This is a genomic window from Maridesulfovibrio sp. (assembly GCF_963677005.1).
GTDB lineage: Bacteria > Desulfobacterota > Desulfovibrionia > Desulfovibrionales > Desulfovibrionaceae > Maridesulfovibrio.
Genome location: NZ_OY781616.1, coordinates 3,394,968 through 3,415,056, shown reverse-complemented (window position 1 = coordinate 3,415,056; position 20,089 = coordinate 3,394,968). Strand labels below are relative to the sequence as shown.

Below are 20,089 nucleotides of genomic sequence, written 5' to 3'. Positions count from 1 at the left end.
TTCCGGTACTTAGAACAAAAAGCGAGAAGGATTTATGAAGCAGTTGAACAGACTGATTGACCATGTCATAAGCAGGGTCAACATCAACCTGCGTGAACCTTTGGTGGATGTAGGTCCATACATAAGGAACCTCATCCCGGAAGACAGTTTTGCGCTCTATTACGCGTTCTACGCGCTCACCTACAACCACCCTCTCATGTTTCATTTCCGCCATTCCAGCCTTGGCGGCACTTATTTCCTCGGGAAATGCAAGGTAAATCACTCCATACTGTATAAAAGTGATATCCGTGGCGATGAACTGAAAAGAAAGGGTTCCATTGTCGAATGCAAAGGCCAGACAATTAAGCTCAGGGATGACGAGGTAATCAAGGTCAGGGACAGTTTTCTGATGAAAACCCTGGTCCACAACAACTCGCATGATCCGGAAAATCTTGAAGCCTTCAAGATTTCCAACACAGTGTCCCTGCATTATGCCAACATTCACGGAACTTCGGTGGAAGGCTGCTTTCTCAAGCCGTTTTCTTCGGTGGATCTCTCGATCTGCCACGACTGTGCCGTGGGGGCGTATTCCTATGTTCAGGCCGGGGAACTTTCCCACAAGCGGATCAAAACAGGGCGGGTCTGGGTAAAGAACGATGGTGCCTTCGAGTTCAATTACCAGTATCCTGAAGAAATTATTGCCAAATACATCCGCATGGAAAACCACAGACCGGTAGGGATATTGATGGACTTCTTTGATGATCGCAAAGAAGACTTCATGCCAATTTACTCGTCTGTAAAGCCCGAGAACATGCTCGTTGTGCCGGATGGGGCTTCGGTAAGCCCTTATGCGGTTATCAAAGGAAAATGCCGGGTAGACAAAAACGTTCTTGTGGCTCAGCGGGCCTATATCGAAAATTCCGATCTCGGTCCGGGAGCAAACGCCCAGGAAAACTGCTACATCATCAACTCCGTCTACGAAGGAAATGATGTTACCGCTCATGGCGGAAAGGTCATCCACTGCCACCTGGGAGAAAAGGTTTTTGTCGGTTTCAATTCCTTCCTGAACGGTAAGGATGACTGCAAGATCAATATCGGTGCGGGTTCCATAATCATGCCCCACACCATTATTGATGCTGAGGAGCCGTTGGAAATTCGCGAAGATTCTCTTGTCTGGGGTTACATCTGCAGACAGGAAGATCTTGAAATGCACTCCATTCCCCTGTCCGACTTCGCCGCCCTCAAGGGGCAGTTCCGTCTGGGCAACATGACTTTTGAAGGAATAGGAGCAAAATTCGTGGACGGTTTCAGACACAGAATCGAACATATTCTGGAATGCAACGGAGCATTCTGGGACGGTTCTGATGAAACCGCAGGGCATGCCCAGCAGACACAGGACATATCCTTCAACATTCTCCAGCCGTACCCGGAAGGAGAGTTGCAGGGACTTTATCCGGAACTGTCTATCGACCCCCTTGTGCCCAGCGATCTCTGATAACCATTAATCGCTGGACGTTACGCCGTACAATATAAACGACAAAAGGAGCCAACAGTGCCAAGAACAATGTCCCAGGCCTTGCAGAAAAATCTCTTAGGCAATTCTCCCGACTGGTATAAACTGACCATCATCGGTTTTCTCGTACTCAACCCCATACTGCTTGCTGTTGCCGGGCCTTTCATTACCGGCTGGATTCTTATCGCTGAATTCATATTCACCCTGGCCATGGCACTAAAATGCTATCCGCTTCCCGCAGGCGGCCTGCTGGCCGTGGAAGCTGTAGCGCTCGGCATGACCAGTGCTGAAACCGTATACAATGAAGCGCACCACAACTTCCCGGTCATCCTGCTTCTGATGTTCATGGTCGCGGGTATCTACTTCATGAAGGACATGCTCCAGTATGCTTTCACCAAAATTCTGACCCGCATCAAATCAAAAGTAACCATTTCACTGCTGTTCTGCTTTGCAGGCGCTTTTCTTTCCGCCTTTCTTGATGCCCTGACCGTTACTGCGGTCATCATCGCGGTTGCATACGGATTCTACGGAATCTACCACCGCTTCGCATCAACGGGTAAATGTTCACTGACTGACGATTCGCTGCTGCGCGGCGAATGTGTAGACCATCTTTCCGAGTTCAGAGGCTTCCTGCGCAACCTGCTCATGCACGGTGCTGTCGGAACCGCCCTCGGAGGTGTGTGCACACTGGTCGGTGAACCCCAGAACCTGCTTATCGGGCATGTCATGAACTGGCACTTCCCTGAATTTTTCGTCAAGGTTGCCCCGGTTTCCATACCCGTCCTTGTCGTAGGCCTTCTGACCTGTGCCCTGCTGGAGATCACCGGTATTTTCGGTTACGGATTTCAGCTGCCGCAGAATGTTCGTGAAATTCTGGAAGCCGAGGACCGCAAAAACGACAGCGAAATGAGCCTCAAGAAGAAAGCCGCCCTGTTCATTCAGGCATGCGCGGCTGTATTCCTGATCATAGCCCTGGCTCTTCACCTTGCCGAGGTCGGTCTCATCGGTCTGACCATCATTGTTGTTCTCACCGCCCTGAACGGGATCACGGAAGAACATCGCATCGGACACGCCTTTGAAGAGGCTCTGCCCTTCACCGCGCTTCTGGTGGTTTTCTTTGCTGTTGTCGCGGTAATCCACGACCAGCACCTTTTCACCCCGATCATCCAGTACGTGCTCGCGCTTGAAGGCAAAACCCAGATGGCCGCCTATTATCTGGCCAACGGAGTTCTTTCCATGATTTCAGACAACGTTTTTGTAGCGACCGTCTACATCACCGAAACTCTGAAAGCCTTTGAAAGCGGAACCATCGGCCGCGAACAGTTCGATATGCTCGCCGTTGCCATCAACACCGGAACCAACATCCCAAGTGTTGCAACACCGAACGGCCAGGCAGCCTTCCTGTTCCTGCTGACTTCAGCCATTGCCCCGTTAATCAGGCTCTCATACGGAGAAATGGTCAAGCTGGCCTTCCCCTACACCGTAACAATGTCTCTTACCGGACTGGCCGCAGTCTGGTGGATTCTTTAAACCATTCTAGAATCACGAAGCCCCCGCAGTCCTTAAGGACTGCGGGGGCTTCTCTTTTTTACCGACTGTAACGGTCAAGCAGATTCAATAATTCATGACCTGGCGGACAGCCTTTATCAGGCCTGCATTCTTGCAATAATTTCATTCAATTCATGTGCAAGCTCGGACATACGGCTTACCGCTTCGGCTGATTCATTCATAGCCTGTGACGTCTCACCGGCTATGGCCTGTATCTGCCCGGTGGAACGGCTTATCTGCTCACTGGCGGCAGACTGCTGTTCCGATGCAGTGGCAATCGAACGAACCTGATCGCTTGTTTCGGAGATGCTGGTCACAATTTCCTTGAGCACTTCCCCGGACCTGTTGATCATGTCCGTGACTTCGCCGATGGTTTTTGTCGTGATTTCGGTGTTATCAATATTGGTTCTGGTGCTGCTCTGTATGGAAGAAATATACTGCCCCACCTCGCTCGTGGCTGTCATTGTTTTTTCCGCCAGCTTGCGGACCTCATCTGCGACAACAGCGAAACCGCGCCCGGCTTCTCCGGCTCTAGCCGCTTCAATGGCGGCATTGAGCGCAAGCAGGTTGGTCTGGTCGGCAATATCGCTGATAACTTCCATTATATTTCCTATGCCTTCCGCCTGCTTTCCGAGTTCAGCCATATCGTTACGCATCTGCTCGGACTGAGACTGGACCTGACTGATGCTTGCCACGGCCTGAGCAACTATATTTTCGCCCTCTCCGGCCTTGAGCTGAGAACCGTGAGCCAGATCTGCCGCAGCCGAAGCGTTGCGTGCGACCTCGAATACGGTCGAGTTCATCTCATCCATGGCGGTAGCCGCTTCACTGACCATCATGGACTGCTCCTCGGCTCCCCGGCTGGACTGTTCGACCTGTGCTGCCAGAGCCTCGGAAAAACTTGTCACCTGATCGGAGATCTCGGTGGCACTGGCCGCAGCTTCGGAAATCATGATGCTGTTTTCCTCAATCTTGCGCTGCTGCTCCCTTATCTCGGTCATATCCACCCAGAGCGCAACCGAACCGAGCATAGCACCGTCCATGTCATAGAAAGGAGTACAAGAGACCATTACGTTCTTATGTTTTCCGGAGGCGGTTGTGTATTCAACCTCCATCTGGAGCTGCTTTTCTTCCCTTATGGCCCTGCGAGAAAGAGTATCTCTGTCCGGTTCATGGTAAAAGAACTCACCGGAAGTAAGGCCGATGACCTGATCCGGGTTGACTTTACTTTCCACGAATTCGCATATCTGGCTGTTGGCCCAGAGCATTCTGTTATCAGGTCCGACAATGGCGCACGGAAGGACCAGTCCTTTGAGAACCCCTTCGGAAAAACCAAGCTTCTGTTTTATTTCACCGACCATATGCTCGACATTGTCGGCAAGGTCCTTGAGTTCACATATGAATTTTCCGTTCAGTTCAGCTTTGAAATTCCCGCCGGCTATTTCACTGGTAAAATCTTTTATCGCGGCCATGGGCCCGGTGACCTGTCTGCGCAGGGTGAAGACAATAATCCCGACAAGCACCAGAATCATGAGCAGTCCGAGTCCTATAAGAACATTGCGCTCCTTTATTGCCGCACTGGTAATATCCGATTCATAGGCTGTCATGCAGACAACCCACCTTGTAGAAGGAACAACCTGAAAAGACTGGAGGATGCTGTCACCATTCCACACGTATGAAGTGCGGCCTTCGTCTGCTGCAAGACTGTCCTTAACAAACTGCATATCTGACAGATTCTTCAGGACAGCATCTTTTTCTGCTTCACAGGCAATGACCACGCCCTTTCCGTCCAGGATGTAGGCATAACCATTATCCCCGACTTTTATGTTGCCTATTATGTTGTGGGAGTATTCCTGCCAGTCCACGGCAGTGAACATTCCCCCCAGAAGCCGACCGGCGGCGTCACGTACGGGAATGGCCATAACGACAATCAGCTTGCCGTCATCCTTGGAACGCACAACATCGGAAACCACAAAATCACTGCCGTTCAGTATCTTGCGCACATAATCGCGGGAGCGAAGGTCCAATCCTGTTGTATCGCGCCCGTCGCGGCTTCTGCCGTAAACCACCTTGCCTTCACCATTAAAGGCTGCAAGGGCTATCAGATTCGGACGACTTTCCAATTCTATCTGAAGTGCAGTGGAGATTTCATCTCCCTGTTCGGAAAAGCCGGAAAGAAATACCTTGTCCTTGATCAGCCCATGTAGATCATTTCTGGACATTTCAAGAAATTCCTCGACCTCACTCACAACTTTATTCTTGAGAACACCCATGTTCTGTTCCTGAATTGACAGAACTGCCGATGAAGTCATCTCCGACACAACCACAACAAAAAGAGCAACAGAAACAGTTACAACTGCTGCGATAATCAGCGCCAGCCTGCCATTGACACTTTTAATCCTCATAAATCGCCCCCTATAATTACGAATAAAACATATAACAGTCTTACCCAACAGCCATATTAACGTTTTTATTCCCAAACGAAATGATTATAACAAATTAAACATATAATATATCATATTTTAAGAATTTAGTTCGTTAACAGGAACAAGAAAACAACTGTTTTGGCTAAAATAAATATTATAAAATTCATGTGTTACAGCCAAGAGGCGAATATGATACTTTGAAAGGCAAAGATATTATAAATAAAATTTGTCGAAGAAGTTGTTTCCGGACAGGGGTAAGCAAGTCCGAGTTAGGCCATACAAAAACCTAAAACAAAAACCCCGTCCGGCTGAAAGCTGGACGGGGTTATACGCATGGTCTCTACAGGCTATTTCGACCTGTTATATTCATCGGACAGTTCCGACATTCTGTTCAAAAGGTCTCCTCGTTCCTGAGCAACCTTTTTCCATTTCTTTTTCTCACCCTTCAGGGCCTCAATTGTATGCAGAAGATCCTGAATGGTATTAGCAGGATAGCCGAACTTGGCATAATTGCCTTTTCGCAACTCTTCATCATTTCGCTGACGCAGGGCCCGCAATTGGCTTGCTGATAATATCATACTCATGGTCCGGTTATGGTTGTCTATCTCCTTCTATCTACATTTCCGGAAAAGCTTAATCAAGCTTCAACGCAGAACATAAGGCCAGGATAAATCCCGTGAGTTCGTTCAGGGACCGACGCTAAACATGGCCTCTGCTCGACACGGTGAAAGACACCTTAATGTCCCGCACAAACAAAAGGTCCGGAAAGAAAGCTCTTCCGGACCCTTGTATAATCATTCGCAGATTCTGCCAGATAAGAAATTATCTGTCGCAGTAGCAGGAACTCTGGCTGTACTCGGTTCTCTGCCGGTACTCTTCCTGCTTGCCCTTGTTCCAGCGGCTTACCGGACGGTAGTAACCGACAATGCGGGTGTATACTTCGGCTTCCTTGCCGCATTCAGGGCAGTTGAAATGTTCGCCGTAGATATAACCGTGATCCTCGCAGACGGAAAAGGTCGGTGTCACCGATATATACGGAATCTTGGTGTTGGTCATAGCCTTGATTATGAAATTGCGCAGGGATTTGGTATCCGGCACGGCTTCACCCAGGAAGGTATGGAAAACAGTGCCCCCGTTGTAGAGGGTCTGCAATTCATTCTGGTGCTCAAGGGCGTAGACGACATCTTCGGTTGCGCCGACAGGCAACAGGGTCGAGTTGGTGTAGTAAGGCACACCGTCCCCGGAGGTGTAGATGTCGGCATAAAGATTCTTATCGATCTTTGCCAGACGGTAGCATGTTCCTTCGCCCGGAGTTGCTTCCAGATTGAACAGGTTTTCGGTTTCTTCCTGGAACTGCACGGTCAGGCCGCGAAGATGATGCAGGACCCGCTGCATGAGTCTGGAACCGGAAGTTGTTTCGATTCCTTTACCCAGCAGGTTATGGCAGGCTTCGTTACCGCCGATAAGGCCGATGGTCGAAAAATGACCTTTGAATCCGTTCTTAAGGTAGCGGTGGGAGAACGGAAACATGCCGTTTTCAAAGTTTGCCGTAACCAGTTTACGCTTGTACTCAAGGGAATCCTTGGCCAGAGAAGCGTATTCGGTGATCAGGTCCAGAAAATCTTCCTCACCCTGAGCCAGATAGGCCAGCTTCGGCAGGTTGAGGGTGACAACTCCGATGGAACCGGTCAGGTCTCCTGCACCGAAAAGTCCGCCGGTCTTCTTGCGGATTTCGCGCAGGTCCATCTGCAGGCGGCAGCACATGGAACGGACGTCCTCGGGATTCAAGTCGGAATTGATGAAGTTCTGAAAATAGGGAGCACCGTACTTGGCGGTCATCTGCAGCAGCAGTTCTCCGACTTCACTTTCCCACGGAAAATCCGGGGTGACGTTGTATGTCGGGATGGGGAATGAGAATATACGCCCATCGGAATCGCCTTCGAACATAATTTCAACAAAGGCACGGTTGATCATCTCCATTTCAGCGGCGTACTCACCGTAAGTGGTATCCTGAAACTCTCCGCCGATGATAACCGGTTCGTCAGCGATATGCTTGGGGGGAACCAGGTCAAAGGTAAAGTTGGTGAACGGGCTCTGTCCGCCCCAGCGGGAGGTGGTGTTCAGGTTGAATATGAGCTTCTGGACGATCTGTTTTACCCGGTCATACTCCAGTCCGTCGTAACGGATGAAGGGAGCAAGGTAGGTATCAACGTTGTTGAAGGCCTGTGCTCCGGCCCATTCGTTCTGCAGGGTTCCCAGAAAATTGACCATCTGGCCGGTTACGGAATCAAAATGCCGAGCAGGGGAAGAGGAACAGCGACCCTGAAGGCCGAAACCGTCCAGCAACAGGTCGCGCAGGGACCAGCCTGCACAATATCCGGCAAGACCGAAGGAAAGGTCGTGAATATGGAAGTAGCCGTGCTCGTGTGCCAGCCTTATTTCTTCAGGATATTTTTCCAGGCAGTAACGGGCCTGTACGGCACCGGACATGTGCAGCATGAGCCCCTGAAAGGAATGACCCATGTTGGAGTTTTCGTTTACGCGCCAGTCGGAGCGGTCCAGATAACTTTCGATTGTGCCTGCGATATCCAGATAGGTTTCGTCCTGCTTACGCAGTTCGCGTCTTTTTTCGCGATAAATTATGTAACGTTCGGCAACGGAGTAAAGCCTGTTTTCCATAAGTACAAGCTGAACCATATCCTGAACCATTTCCTGCTCCGGAACATCCACGTCCGCGAGCTTCTGTTCCACCTTCCTGCCGAGTCTCTTGCTGAGCAGAGGGTCCTTGATGCCGCTGGCTTTGAGGGCTTTGAAAATGGCATCGGAAATGCGGTCTGTGGACCAGGACTCAAGACAACCGTCACGTTTTAAAATCTGTTTGGGCATTAAACTACCTGCTAAAATGTTGTCCGCACACTACCTTCAACACGCCTGCGAAGGCGAGTTGTTTCCCGGCGCAGAATCTGCGCAGGATGGACCAGTCCTGTCCGATATGGTGTGTGCTTAAGGCGCGGGCGGCCCGGAAGGCTCATCCCGCAGGACTTTTGAAACCGGAATGATGTCAGAAACACGGACATCCGGTCTGTTTGAACTTACCTGCCGCAGAATGGCAGGTATGCTTCAGGTCGGTCGACTGGCTCGCTCAGCAAGAGTGCTTCGCTCACAGCGGCAGAACCGCCCCGGATTCAAACCGGGTTCCCGTATGATCCGTTTCGACTTCTTTAAGTTCTGACGGATCACCTGAAGTGCTGACTACCGGAAGTAGTCTACCAGACATTTTCCTGCGGTCAACCCCTTCTAGACTTTTTCACGAACTAACCCCGCCAGCCCTTGTTTCAGTTGGGCTGATACGTGATGAACAACAATTATCCACAGTTGTCACTTCTTTGTTCATAACCGCATAACCATTTGTTTGGACGGGATTATCATTCAAAAAAACGGCTGCAAAGACGGAAAAACAGATCCGTATTTTTTAAAAAGACCCGTTCATTTTTTCAATGCAATCGAGAAGCAGATTTCTTTCCTGCTCCGAAAAATCCGCGGTCAGTTCTTCTATGAGCCGCAGGTGAAGCCGGTCATGCTCATGAAACATTTCAAGACCGGAATCAGTCAGTTCCACAATGATTGACCTGCGGTCCGTACTGTGCGGTTTGCGGCAGATGTAGCCCTTCTCCTCCAGCCTGTCCGCAAGCACGGTAAGGGTTCCGGTCGTGATGCCCATATGCCCGGCCAGTTCCTTCATGCGCATGGCCTGATGAATTCCAAGCACCTCAAGCGTATGCATCTGGGGCAGGGTCAACCCTTTTTCCCTGACCACATCATGCTCCCAGGATGACAGTTTTTCATAAAATTCAATTACCGCATGGTTGAGCTTATTCAGCATGGCGACTCCTCCTCTCCGCAATTATATGGAAGCATAACTGTATACGGCAAAACATATGGTCAGCATCCCGGCGGTACGCATGACCAGAGGTTCGATCCAACTCTTTTCCAAAGTCCGCATAAACGATGCTGCCCGATAAATAGCATAAATAACCATGGAAAGGACAACTGCGGTTCCCAGAGCATAGGCGGCGAATACGGCTGTCCCCTTGGCTATGCTACCGGAATTGATGGCATACGAATACATTATCGCCACTGTCGGGCAGGGAACTATCATATTTACGAAACCGATGGAGAAAAGTCCCCACAAAGTCACACTGCGCAAACCTCTATGCTCACCCTCCCCATGACCGGAGCATGCGCAGCATTCTCCGTGCTCATGTTCATGATGGTCATGTTCATGGCAATGGTCGTGGCTGTGTGTATGCCCATGGCCGTGCTCATGGTCGTGCCCGTGCTCATGATCGTGGTCATGACTGTGAAGAATCTCCGGTTTTACAATCAGAATTGCCCCCAGCAGAACCAGAATTACCAGCATCGCCATGTCTACAATGCTGGTAAACGACTTCGGAATGGTCAATGAGACCGAGCCGAGAGTCAGCCCTATAATCAGACAGGCCAGAGTTGTGCCGGAGATAAAAGCTGTGGTCAGCGAAAAAACACGTTTTCCGTTTTGCTCGCCGCACACAAACGGAGCCAGCACCAGCCATGAGTGTCCGCAAGGATTTATGCCGTGGATCAGTCCCAGAAACAGGCTGGATTGCAATGCCACCCGAAATATTGAATCGAATTCCATATGAACCTCTTTGTTTGTATTTCAAACTAAATGCCTTTCAAACATTCCTGCTCAAATTTAATTTGATTGTCAAGTAATATTGGGAGGCAAAATAAATATCAATTTTTTAAAACAGAACATACTGTAATTATTGTTTTATATTTTCAACACAGACTTCGCCATAAATTAAAACACATGGATTATCTGACCGAGCGGGCGAGAACTGTGAAAAATTATTTTTCAGACTGCACTTTTTTGATCCAATGAATGAAGTTACTAAGGGCTTATACTTGCTCAATCTATCGGAACAAGATATTTAGTTTCAGTTTAAGATCACGATACAAATTCTCGATTTTTATGAGTTGATAGAAGAATACCCGTTAAGTGCAAAGTGCCCAAAACAACACGAAATACTCAGGGAGAAAATGATGCCTACCGATAAGAATACGATCACAAAAGTATTGGAAATTCTGCGCGAAGAGATAGTTCCCGCTCAAGGATGCACGGAACCAATCGCCATTGCTCTGGTTGCCGCCAAGGCCAGAGAAGTGCTGGGAGAACTCCCTGAACGAATAAAGATTTTTGTTTCAGGAAACATAATCAAGAACGTGAAAAGTGTTGTTGTTCCCAACAGCGGGGGCATGATAGGCATTGAAACCGCTGCGGCCATGGGCATTGTGGCCGGAGACTGCAAAAAGGATCTGATGGTCATAAGCGAAGTGACCGAGCAGGACATGGTGGAGGTCAGGGAATATCTGAAAAAGGTCTCTATTGAAACCGTACATGAAAAGACACCGGTCAAACTCTATGTACGCGTAGAAGCCTTTTCCGGGGACAAAAGCGCCCTGGTGGAAGTTCAATACCTGCACACCAACCTGACCAGGGTGGTCAAGGACGGACGCGTACTTCTCGACCACGGATTCAGCCCGGAAAATTTCAACACCACGCAGGAAGATCGCTCCATCCTGTCGGTCAGGCTGATTTATGATCTGGCCAAGAGCATTGACCTTGAACTTATCCGCCCGCTGTTCGAACAGGTGATAGAGTTGAACACCACCATTGCGGATGAAGGTCTGCAGAACACCTACGGAGTGAACATAGGCAGCAGCATCGTCAAGAATATCGAGCAGGGAATTTATGGCGATGATATCAGAAACCGCTGCGCCAGTTACGCAGCAGCAGGAAGCGATGCCCGCATGAGCGGATGCCCCCTGCCGGTTATGACCACCAGCGGAAGCGGCAATCAGGGCATGACCGCCTCACTGCCTGTAATAAAGTATGCCCGGATGAAAAATTTCTCTGACGAACAGCTGATCCGCGCACTCTTTCTGTCCCACCTCTGCACCGTGCACATCAAGACTCAGGTCGGGAGACTCTCGGCCTACTGCGGAGCCATGTGCGCCGCAGCAGGAGTCAGCGGTGCCATCACCTTTCTGCTGGGCGAGGACTATGCGACCGTGGCCCACGCCATAATCAACACGCTTGGGAATATTTCCGGGGTAATCTGTGACGGAGCAAAGCCGTCCTGCGCCATGAAAATAGCAACCGGCATTTACGCTGCGTTCGATTCCGCCACTCTGGCTTCCTACCACAAGGATCTGCACGGCGGGGACGGGATTGTCGGCAGCGATGTGGAAGCCACCATCCGCAATATCGGCGAACTGGCAAGTTCCGGAATGAAGCAGACCGACGAAGTCATCCTGAAAATCATGACCTCCTGATCCGCAGCACCATCACGGCCTTATACTGTCCGGCGTCCGGAAAAGACGTTCCGGCGCTTCTGAAGTGATTGAACAATTCGAACAAACTGAAAAGGTGTGCGCAGATGAAAATGAATTCCAGAGATTGGGGATGGGTGGCTGTCAACATAGGCATGGGCATCGGGGCGGGAATCGTATTCCTGCCCATTCAGGCCGGGCTGGTAGGTCTGTGGACCTTTCTGCTGGCCATAATAATTGCCTATCCGGCCCTGTATCTGTTCCAGCACATGTATATCAATACATTGATTGAATCACGGGATGCATCGGATTACCCGACAACCATCAGCGAATATCTCGGCAGCAAGCTGGGGGCGACACTGGGCATCATCTATTTCGTGATGCTTCTGATCTGGCTCTGCGTGTACAGTGAAACGGTTACAAACGACAGCGCTTCATATATTCAGGCCGCAGGTCTGACCAAAGGACTGCTCTCCGCAAACCACCTCTATGCCCTTATTCTGATCAGCTTTCTGGTTTTTCTGGCTTTTGCAAGCAAAAACCTGCTCTTCCATCTCTCCAAGGTGCTGATCGTCGTCATCCTTTTATCATTGGTCACCCTCGGCGTGATGATCATTCCTCAATGGAGTGTGGAAAACATAAAGGATATATCATCAATCGGTAACATGCTGTGCCAGACCATTGTGACGCTGCCCTTCGCCATGACTTCGATCCTGTTTTTGCAGTCGCTGAGTCCGATGGTTGTCTACGTGCGGTCCGAATACAAGGATATCAATGTTGCCAGGAAAAAGGCCTTTCAGATCATGAACCGCGCCTTTCTGATTCTGGCCGGAGTAGTTTTTTTCTTCGCCTTTTCGTGCACCATGTCCATAACACATCAGGATGCCTACAACGCTTTTGTGGCCAACACGTCTTTTCTGGCAATTATGGCCAAGGTCATACCGGGAACCTTTATTCCGGCTCTGGGAGTGACGATAGATATCTGCGCCGTCACCACATCATTTTTCGGAGTTCTGCTCGGACTGCATGAAGCCTGCATCGGACTATACTTCAACCTCTTCGCCAGTGACAGGCCCAAGGAAACGGTCAACATGGCCAGACTTTCAGCCGGTGTGGTGGGTCTTATTGTGCTGCTAGGCTGGACCGCGACAATAGTCGATTTTCCGATTCTTTACTTCACCAGCATATGCAGCCCGATTTTCGCCGTCATAGGATGTTTTATCCCTGTTCTGCTTGTCTACAAGGTGGATGATCTTGCCAAATACCGGGGGCTGCAGCCGTGGCTGATCGTTTTGACAGGAATTCTGCTGGTACTGTCGCCATTGTTCGCTCTGCTTGGGAAATAGGACGGACAATCAGTCTCCGTACTGCACCGTTTTCCAGTCGGCTTCGACCATATCCAGCAACTCCCGGCTTCCATCCAGATAGAGGCATGGTTTGCTGAAATCCGGGGTTTCGGCCAGTTTCTGAAGGAGCAAGGCATCCCTGTCGAACCACAGGGGCAGCAGTCCGCCGAAGAAAAAACCTTCCCTGCGGGCGGCCTCTACAACCATCGAAGAACCGGGCCGCCACAGGGGAATAAAAAGATGATACGCGGACATGTCCCCGTGCTCCCGCAGCACCTCCGCAAGACTTTCGGCAAAGTCCCGCCCCACGGTCTCCACCTCAACCTTTAACAGCCCTACGCCATCGAAAGCATTGGTTGAAAGCGCGGTTTCCCCGTCGGCTGCAGCGGCTTTCTCTGCGTCCTGGTCCCGCTGAAGTTTCCGATCAAGTCCGGTAAATTCATAGAGATCGCGAAGCTGGGAATCATAGCGGTCAGGCAGATAGACCTCATCAGGGTGATTGTGCAGAAACAGGAAGCTGTCCAGCAGTGAAATACGGCCGTATGAATCTTCATCGCCCGGACGGGGAGGCATGGCTTCGATTTCAAAGGCACACGGCTTGGCGTTGAACCGCTTCACCAGCTTCTGCGGCGTAGCATAATCGCAGACGCTTTGGCCGAAAAGCGCCTCAAGCCCGATATGCTCCGGCGGGTTGTTGTGAATCTTGCTGACCAGACGCAGCCCAAGGGATGTCCCCCGGTAATCGGGGTGAACTATCCAGGAACCGCCTTCCATAATCTTGTTGCTGGGAGCTGATTTGAACAGGGCGTATAAACCGACCACGTCACCATTGGACGTTCGCCCGACGACCTGAAACATATCGTCGCCCTCGTTGATGCGGATCAGTTCATCAGCATCATAAACGGAATCCACGGGGAACATCTCGCCGTAAACGGCATGATACAGACGCGTAACACCTACCGCGTCCTCCGGTCTGAAATAATCCACTTCGAATTTCCGGCCCGGTTCAATAACGTAAGATTCTTCCCTCAGCCTGGCCAGATTCTGCTCTCTACTTCCGCTCACCTGCATTCTCCATTTGCTCAGCCGCCAAAACATGGCCGCTTTACTCTACGGCAGGAATATTTTCCTGACCGAAGGCGTGCGCAAGATACAAAATAGTCCCGGAGCACACAAGCGATGTCGGGAGAAAAAAACACTTCAACATGTTTTATTTACAGAATAAAAATCTATAGAAACAGACTCTTCAGGACAGAACTGAACTCTTCCAGCACCGGCTGTTGCACAAGGCTGACACGAATCCAGTTCGGAAAGCGGAACCCCGTCATGGTGCGCACAAGAAAACCGCAACGCAGTAGCTTTCGCTGCAGCAGAGTGTCCGAGATCGGCGTCCTGATCATGGCATAATTTCCCTCGCCGATAACATGTTCGAAACCGAGCTCAGAGCAGGTTCTGCGGATTATTTCGCGGCCCGTGCGCACCATCTGCCTGGTATCTTCCATGAAAGAAGACTGATCCAGCAGCGCGGCGCGTGCGGCCATCTGGGCAAGAGTGTTCACGGAATAGGCCACGTGTGCGCGGCTGATGACATCGGTCACTTCCTCTCCGGCGCAAAGATAGCCCACACGCAACGCAGCCAAAGCGTACATCTTTGAAAAAGTACGGAAAACCACCAGATTCGGATACTCGTCCAGCAGACGGATACAGTCCGGGTAATCGGGCTGCTCCACATATTCAAAATAGGCTTCGTCTGCCACCACGATGCACCGGCCGTCCACCGCGTCCAGAAAACGGCGCATGGTACTTTCGTCCCAGTAGCTTCCGGTAGGATTGTTGGGATTGCAGACAAAAAGAATCTTTGTTCGGTAGTCCATTGCGGCCAGCATGGCATCCGGATCAAAGCCATGATTTTCGTCCAGTTGGATCAGACGCGCTTCAATTCCGGAGAACTCCGCGACCCATTCATAGACCGCAAAGGTCTTGTCCGCGGTAATGATGTTGTCACCCGGTTCGCAGAAGGCTTTTACAACGCTCGAAATAAGTTCGCACGACCCGTTACCGACCAGAAACCGGCTGCTGTCCGGTCCGAGAACCTGAGAAAGGGTCTCCCGCAGGACCTTGCTGTCGCCGTGGGGATAGACCGGAACCATGCCGGAATCAATCCCCGCCAGCAGTTCGCGCACGGCAGGAGACGGCCCAAGAAAATTCTCGTTGTTGTTCAGCCTGTGCAGGCGGTCGAGTCCATAGCGCAGCATAAGCTCCGAGTCCGGTGGGCTCGGGCGATATGGTTCAAAAAGTCGAATATGTTCCGGGAGAAGGAGATCAAGCTTCAGCGACATAACGAAAAATCAGCGTATCGGACAGCCCGCCGTGCGGCAGCATAAGTTCCGGCCGGAACCCGCTCCGGAGCAGATGTCCGCCCATGGCGGCGTGCCATCTCTTGGACAGGTCTATTTCGAAAAAAATATTCCGGTAACCGGCACCGACAAGGGAGGAGACATGCCGGGCGATATTTTCACCTATGTCTGCGCCGTTCAATTCCGGGTAAAGAAAAACCTCACTGAGACGGGGGCTGAGACGCGCACCCAGAACCGAACTCTTCTGAACGGCCTCCCCTATCTCTTCAGCCGGACGCAGGTCGCGCAGCAGTTCCAGTTCATCATACCGACTGCGCAGAAAATCAGTAAAACCCTCGTGTGTCCATGACGTTGCACCGAAATCCTCCTGAAGCATCCTTCCCCAGACTGAATGCATCACCGGAGGAGCATACTTCTCGAAAGAGAAAGGGAATTCTGCAAGCTTCTCAAATCCCTGCTCAGCCAGAGACCTTGTTGCCAGACTGCTGAACACATTCCGGGCCTTGGTTCTGCCCACGGCCCGCAGCATGGCATTGACCAACTCCGCGGCAACGGAGCCGTCCACTGAAAAATCATAAGGGCCGAAAAATGTTATGCTCTGATCGGAACGCTTTTTCCAGAAAATAATCCCGCACAGACGCCCGGCAGCATCACGGGCTTCCATGGCAACCAGTTCTCCTGCCCGGATCATATCCGCTGCTCTGCCCGGACTGCTGCACCACTCGGGAACCACGCACTCCGCATACAACCCGGCTATGAAGCTGCACGCTTCCAGCAGCACTCCGGCTTCCACATCTCCGGTAAACACCGGCTGTCCCTGCACCCGGACCTTGTCCACCGGGAAAGGCTCCGGCTCAGGGTAAACCTTGTCCACCTGAAGGATTATTTCCATACGCCTTCCTTCAAGCCCCACGCGGAAGCCATCGGACATTCGCGCGGCCAGCAGCAGCGGTAAGGATGTCCAATCCTCTTCATTCCCTTTGGTATCGGGTGATGAAACAAGATTCAAGGCCGAAAGATCAACACCTGCCGAGACAAAAAGGAAGCCTATTTCAACTCCGGTGGAAATCTGCCGTACAGTCATTTCGGTTTCGTCGACTTCGGCAGCGGCAAGAAACAGCAGCAGTTCTTCAGCGCAATGAACAAGCCGCAGAGTCTTGGCACTATCCAGCCCGAAAGCATTCCCGGCCTGCTCGGCCGCAGCCTGTACAAGACCGGCCCAGGCAATACGGGCGGGAAGCTGTAACCGTATGCTCTGCGCAGTGTCAATCACGAAAAACCTCACGGACTGGTTTGAAAAAAACGTGTACCTGACGAACATCTTTACAAAAGTACCGCCGGAGCGGTAATCGCTGTCAGGCATTTGCATCTGCCTTCCGGCGAACCATCATTCCACACATCAAGAGTTGTAACTATGCTTCTTTTTTCCCGAAATGACAAATCCTTGTTTACCCCCGAGTTCTGCATACTCATGGGAGTCTCCTTTCTGGCCTTCTGCAATATCTCACTTTTCTACGGGTTGAACGCCTATCTTGAAACGCAGGGAATTACATCGTTCTGGCGCGGCGTGCTTCTGGGACTGGAACCCTTCACAGCACTGCTGCTCAGACCTTTGATCAGCCCGTTTCTGACCGTACGCAACAGTGTAACGGTGGTCGCAGCCTCTTTACTGATTCTCATGGGAGCGCTGTGTTCGTATTCCATAGCAGGCACAGTCTGGACGCTGGCCATGGTGCGCATTGCCCACGGACTTGGCGTTGTACTGCTGTTCTCCGCGCTGGCAACTCTTCTGGTATCTATACTCCCTCCCGCAAGAATCGGTCAGGGCTTCGGAATATTCGCCATTGCGGGGCTGCTCCCATATGCAGTGCTGCCTCCGGTGGTGGAAAAACTGGTCCCGCTTGTCGGCGGCGAACCGCGAGTCTACGCGCTTTTTTCCCCTGCCCTGCTTCTGGCCATGACCGCGCTGCCTTACCTGCGCAGATGCATTCTCCGGTCGGGACGCGAGGGAGTCGCCATGCTCCAGCGCCCGGGCTATGCTGAATTGCGAGAAAATCTCCGTGCACCGGGAGTAGGAAAACTGCTGATCGCAAACGGACTGCTCTTCACCGCCACCACCGTGGTATTCTTTTTCATGAAAGACAGATTGGTATCGCTCGAAACGCTCAACGCGGGACTGTTCTTCAGCGTATCCACGGCCGCCACCATCGGTGTGCGTGTATTCTGCGGCAGGCTTCTGGACCGTACCGACAGATTCGCAATGCTTTTTGCCATGCTGCTGGCTCTGGCTGCGGTTATCGCCCTATTCAGCTTCATCAATGGTGCAGCCGGGCTCCTGACTCTGGCCGGGGCCTACGGAATGGGTATGGGATTCGCCGTTCCACAGCTGAATGCAGCCATGTTCGACATTTCCCCTCCGCACCTGCGCGGATTCAATACCAACATGATGCTGTTCACAATGGATGCCGGATACGTATCAGGGCCGTTGCTGGCCGGGGGATTGCTGACTGCGGGACTATCCACGACCGGTCTTTTCGCCTGTTTTGCGGTCTGCCCGCTGTTGGGAGGATTGCTGGCCGGGAGTCTGCGCCGCCGTTAAACGGGACATTTCCAGTTGCTTTTACGGGACACCTGCGAAAAAGGAACTGCAACCCTCACGAATCCGGCACAGGCGGCTACCGCAACGCGGTTCGCATTGCCGAGGCAATGCTCTTCAGACATTAATACGCCTTGCGCCGATTGATATTGCTTCCGATGACGCTGAATGTGTTCTCCACAACAAAAATCGCCTGCGGATCGATATCGAACACCAATTGTTCAAGGGATCGCAGCCTCAGATTGTCGGTAATGGAATAGATCATATTCACTTCTTCGCCGGAATATCCTCCCTTGGCCGGAATGAGGGTGGCGTGCATTTTTCTGACTCTTATGATCTCGTGAATTATTTCTGCTGATTTGCGGGAAAGAATACGCACAGCCTTACGCTGGTTGAACATGGAAAGCACATATTCTGTGAGAATGGAACTGATGAACAGCATGACCAGCGAGGCCACGATCTTGTCCGGGGTGAAACGACTCAGGGCAAACCCCATGACCAAAGCGTTGATGACAAAATAAAATACACCGAACCGGACCCCGTAACGTCGATTGAGAATTATGGCGACAACGTCCAGTCCGCCGCCTCCTCCGTAGGATCGGAGAATCACTCCGCTACCGGCCCCCATAGTCGCCCCCGAAGCAATGGCGGCATACATCTCGTTACGGATTCCCAGATCCAGATGCACATAGGAAGTCATTACGGTGATCATGCCCATTGTCAGCAGGTTCAGCCAGAAGAATCGCCTGCTGACGCCTTTCCAGGCAATGACAAACAGCGGGATGTTCAAAAGAAAATACCACCGTGACAAGGATATGTCCGGTGATATTTTCTGCAGAACTACCGCAAGGCCGTAAAGAGCACCGGGCACGAAATCATGATAAGCCGCGATGCCGTTATAACCGACGATGAAAATGAATGCCCCTGCCGCGAGCAGGAAAATATTCCAGGGCAGGGAGTCCGTGATTTGTCTTATTCTGCTATCCATAATTGTTGGCCTTCTGCTTCATGAATTTCGGCGAGTCACCATATAAAGCGAAAATGATACCTGCAAGGATAATCATGCCGCTCACAACCTGATTGAGATTAACAGGTTCATGGATAACAAACCAGGCAACAACCGCACTTGCGGGAGGAAGGGCATAGTAAAAGAGTGCGGTTCTGGAAGCGCCGAGCACCTCCACAGCCATATTCCAGAAAAGATAGCAGAGAATGGAAGCAAATACGGACAGATATATCAGAGAAACAACCAGTCCGTACGTAAAATCAGGAACTACGATTTTGCCTCCGGTCTCCCATATATAAAGGGGAATGATGAACAGAGTTCCAAACATGCAGCAGGACATGAGCAGGGTTGTCTGGCTGATTTTATCGGTAACTTTTTTTACCACCGTGTTGTAGACCGCAGACATCATGGCCGTACAGAGGATGAGCAGATCACCCTGAGCAAAACGCATATGCAGAAGTTTGCCGAGACTTCCGTCAGTAACCAGCAGGGCCACGCCGAAAGTACTTATGACGATCCCCGCGTACATGCAGGTTTTCAGCTTCTCATGCATGAAAAACTGAGCCACAAGAGCCGTCAGAAGCGGAGACATGGTCGAAATAAGCGACATGTTCAGCGCCTCGGAAGTATTCCCGGCAAGAAAGACCAGAGTATCGTAAAGTGAAATGCCGCAAATTGCGATAATGGATAATTCCTTCCACAGCCGGGCGACCTGTGCACGTTCCCGCCAGAAACTCCTGATGCCGAAGGGCAGAAAAACAAGGGTGGCCAGGGACCAGCGCATAAGATTGAGTGTGGCCGGATCAACGGTTCCGGCCAGCCCCCGGGCTGCCACGAAGTTGCCGCTCCAGTTCAATACACCCAGTACTATAAACAGATATCCTGCATTCTCGGTTTTTTTAAATTCATTCCAGTTCACGGAACAACTCCTGAATATAAAATG

The 20,089-nt window shown here is 51.2% G+C and carries 15 protein-coding genes and 1 riboswitch; of the genes, 5 read left to right on the top strand and 10 right to left on the bottom strand.

What is annotated here, in order from left to right; translation table 11 throughout:
- The first annotated feature begins 34 nt into the window (after positions 1–34).
- Together ACKU4E_RS15035 and nhaB are read left to right on the top strand one after the other, a co-directional pair.
- Positions 35–1,474 (top strand): transferase, encoded by a 1,440-nt coding sequence (locus tag ACKU4E_RS15035; RefSeq protein ID WP_320171901.1) that lies wholly within the window; start codon positions 35–37, stop codon positions 1,472–1,474.
- Between the two features lie 57 nt (positions 1,475–1,531).
- Positions 1,532–3,022, top strand: coding sequence for a sodium/proton antiporter NhaB (gene nhaB, locus ACKU4E_RS15030; protein WP_320171900.1), 1,491 nt, complete (start codon positions 1,532–1,534; stop codon positions 3,020–3,022).
- A 116-nt stretch (positions 3,023–3,138) separates the two neighbouring features.
- Here nhaB and ACKU4E_RS15025 read toward each other — a convergent pair whose 3' ends face one another.
- The 5 genes from ACKU4E_RS15025 to ACKU4E_RS15005 form a co-directional block, all read right to left on the bottom strand.
- Positions 3,139–5,445 (bottom strand): methyl-accepting chemotaxis protein, encoded by a 2,307-nt coding sequence (locus ACKU4E_RS15025; RefSeq protein WP_320171899.1) that lies wholly within the window; start codon positions 5,443–5,445, stop codon positions 3,139–3,141.
- A gap of 368 nt (positions 5,446–5,813) precedes the next feature.
- Positions 5,814–6,044: a hypothetical protein gene (locus tag ACKU4E_RS15020; protein WP_320171898.1), complete on the bottom strand. Its 231-nt coding sequence runs from the start codon at positions 6,042–6,044 to the stop codon at positions 5,814–5,816.
- A gap of 244 nt (positions 6,045–6,288) precedes the next feature.
- Complete coding sequence (locus tag ACKU4E_RS15015) at positions 6,289–8,352, bottom strand: ribonucleoside triphosphate reductase (protein WP_320171897.1); 2,064 nt, start codon at positions 8,350–8,352, stop codon at positions 6,289–6,291.
- A 219-nt stretch (positions 8,353–8,571) separates the two neighbouring features.
- Positions 8,572–8,725: riboswitch (cobalamin riboswitch) on the bottom strand.
- Positions 8,726–8,938: 213 nt separating this feature from the next.
- Positions 8,939–9,349: a MarR family transcriptional regulator gene (locus ACKU4E_RS15010; RefSeq protein WP_320171896.1), complete on the bottom strand. Its 411-nt coding sequence runs from the start codon at positions 9,347–9,349 to the stop codon at positions 8,939–8,941.
- 21 nt (positions 9,350–9,370) lie between these two features.
- The gene (locus ACKU4E_RS15005) at positions 9,371–10,144 is read right to left on the bottom strand and encodes a sulfite exporter TauE/SafE family protein (RefSeq protein WP_320171895.1); all 774 of its coding nucleotides are present in this window, start codon (positions 10,142–10,144) and stop codon (positions 9,371–9,373) included.
- Between the two features lie 407 nt (positions 10,145–10,551).
- Between ACKU4E_RS15005 and ACKU4E_RS15000 the strand changes: the two genes are divergently transcribed.
- Positions 10,552–11,844, top strand: coding sequence for an L-serine ammonia-lyase, iron-sulfur-dependent, subunit alpha (locus ACKU4E_RS15000; RefSeq protein WP_320171894.1), 1,293 nt, complete (start codon positions 10,552–10,554; stop codon positions 11,842–11,844).
- Positions 11,845–11,954: 110 nt separating this feature from the next.
- A complete protein-coding gene (locus tag ACKU4E_RS14995) occupies positions 11,955–13,187 on the top strand; it encodes a hypothetical protein (RefSeq protein ID WP_320171893.1) in 1,233 nt (410 codons plus the stop codon).
- A 9-nt stretch (positions 13,188–13,196) separates the two neighbouring features.
- On the opposite strand, the gene ACKU4E_RS14990 is transcribed toward ACKU4E_RS14995, so the two are convergent.
- From ACKU4E_RS14990 to ACKU4E_RS14980, 3 genes are all read right to left on the bottom strand, one after another.
- A complete protein-coding gene (locus tag ACKU4E_RS14990) occupies positions 13,197–14,258 on the bottom strand; it encodes a GNAT family N-acetyltransferase (protein WP_320171892.1) in 1,062 nt (353 codons plus the stop codon).
- Between the two features lie 158 nt (positions 14,259–14,416).
- Positions 14,417–15,526, bottom strand: coding sequence for an aminotransferase class I/II-fold pyridoxal phosphate-dependent enzyme (locus ACKU4E_RS14985; protein WP_320171891.1), 1,110 nt, complete (start codon positions 15,524–15,526; stop codon positions 14,417–14,419).
- Positions 15,510–16,907, bottom strand: a complete 1,398-nt coding sequence (locus tag ACKU4E_RS14980) for a hypothetical protein (RefSeq protein WP_320171890.1) — start codon at positions 16,905–16,907, stop codon at positions 15,510–15,512. The genes ACKU4E_RS14985 and ACKU4E_RS14980 overlap by 17 nt, the downstream gene beginning before the upstream one ends.
- A gap of 51 nt (positions 16,908–16,958) precedes the next feature.
- On the opposite strand from ACKU4E_RS14980, the gene ACKU4E_RS14975 reads away from it, so the two are divergent.
- Positions 16,959–18,143 (top strand): MFS transporter, encoded by a 1,185-nt coding sequence (locus ACKU4E_RS14975; RefSeq protein ID WP_320171889.1) that lies wholly within the window; start codon positions 16,959–16,961, stop codon positions 18,141–18,143.
- A gap of 121 nt (positions 18,144–18,264) precedes the next feature.
- On the opposite strand, the gene ACKU4E_RS14970 is transcribed toward ACKU4E_RS14975, so the two are convergent.
- Together ACKU4E_RS14970 and ACKU4E_RS14965 are read right to left on the bottom strand one after the other, a co-directional pair.
- Positions 18,265–19,128, bottom strand: a complete 864-nt coding sequence (locus tag ACKU4E_RS14970; RefSeq protein ID WP_320171888.1) for a YitT family protein — start codon at positions 19,126–19,128, stop codon at positions 18,265–18,267.
- On the bottom strand, positions 19,121–20,065 hold the full coding sequence (locus ACKU4E_RS14965) for a DMT family transporter (protein ID WP_320171887.1): 945 nt from the start codon (positions 20,063–20,065) through the stop codon (positions 19,121–19,123). Before ACKU4E_RS14965 ends, ACKU4E_RS14970 begins: the two co-directional genes overlap by 8 nt.
- Positions 20,066–20,089: the final 24 nt, after the last annotated feature.

What these genes read in the sequence shown, in the direction of transcription:
- ACKU4E_RS14990 (WP_320171892.1), bottom strand. Translation starts at nt 14,258, where the DNA reads ATGCAGGTGAGCGGAAGTAGAGAGCAGAATCTGGCCAGGCTGAGGGAA.
- ACKU4E_RS14970 (WP_320171888.1), bottom strand. Translation starts at nt 19,128, where the DNA reads ATGGATAGCAGAATAAGACAAATCACGGACTCCCTGCCCTGGAATATT.
- ACKU4E_RS15000 (WP_320171894.1), top strand. Translation starts at nt 10,552, where the DNA reads ATGCCTACCGATAAGAATACGATCACAAAAGTATTGGAAATTCTGCGC.
- ACKU4E_RS15015 (WP_320171897.1), bottom strand. Translation starts at nt 8,352, where the DNA reads ATGCCCAAACAGATTTTAAAACGTGACGGTTGTCTTGAGTCCTGGTCC.
- ACKU4E_RS14995 (WP_320171893.1), top strand. Translation starts at nt 11,955, where the DNA reads ATGAATTCCAGAGATTGGGGATGGGTGGCTGTCAACATAGGCATGGGC.
- ACKU4E_RS14985 (WP_320171891.1), bottom strand. Translation starts at nt 15,526, where the DNA reads ATGTCGCTGAAGCTTGATCTCCTTCTCCCGGAACATATTCGACTTTTT.
- ACKU4E_RS14980 (WP_320171890.1), bottom strand. Translation starts at nt 16,907, where the DNA reads ATGCCTGACAGCGATTACCGCTCCGGCGGTACTTTTGTAAAGATGTTC.
- ACKU4E_RS15020 (WP_320171898.1), bottom strand. Translation starts at nt 6,044, where the DNA reads ATGATATTATCAGCAAGCCAATTGCGGGCCCTGCGTCAGCGAAATGAT.
- ACKU4E_RS15035 (WP_320171901.1), top strand. Translation starts at nt 35, where the DNA reads ATGAAGCAGTTGAACAGACTGATTGACCATGTCATAAGCAGGGTCAAC.
- ACKU4E_RS14975 (WP_320171889.1), top strand. Translation starts at nt 16,959, where the DNA reads ATGCTTCTTTTTTCCCGAAATGACAAATCCTTGTTTACCCCCGAGTTC.
- ACKU4E_RS15025 (WP_320171899.1), bottom strand. Translation starts at nt 5,445, where the DNA reads ATGAGGATTAAAAGTGTCAATGGCAGGCTGGCGCTGATTATCGCAGCA.
- ACKU4E_RS15010 (WP_320171896.1), bottom strand. Translation starts at nt 9,349, where the DNA reads ATGCTGAATAAGCTCAACCATGCGGTAATTGAATTTTATGAAAAACTG.
- ACKU4E_RS15005 (WP_320171895.1), bottom strand. Translation starts at nt 10,144, where the DNA reads ATGGAATTCGATTCAATATTTCGGGTGGCATTGCAATCCAGCCTGTTT.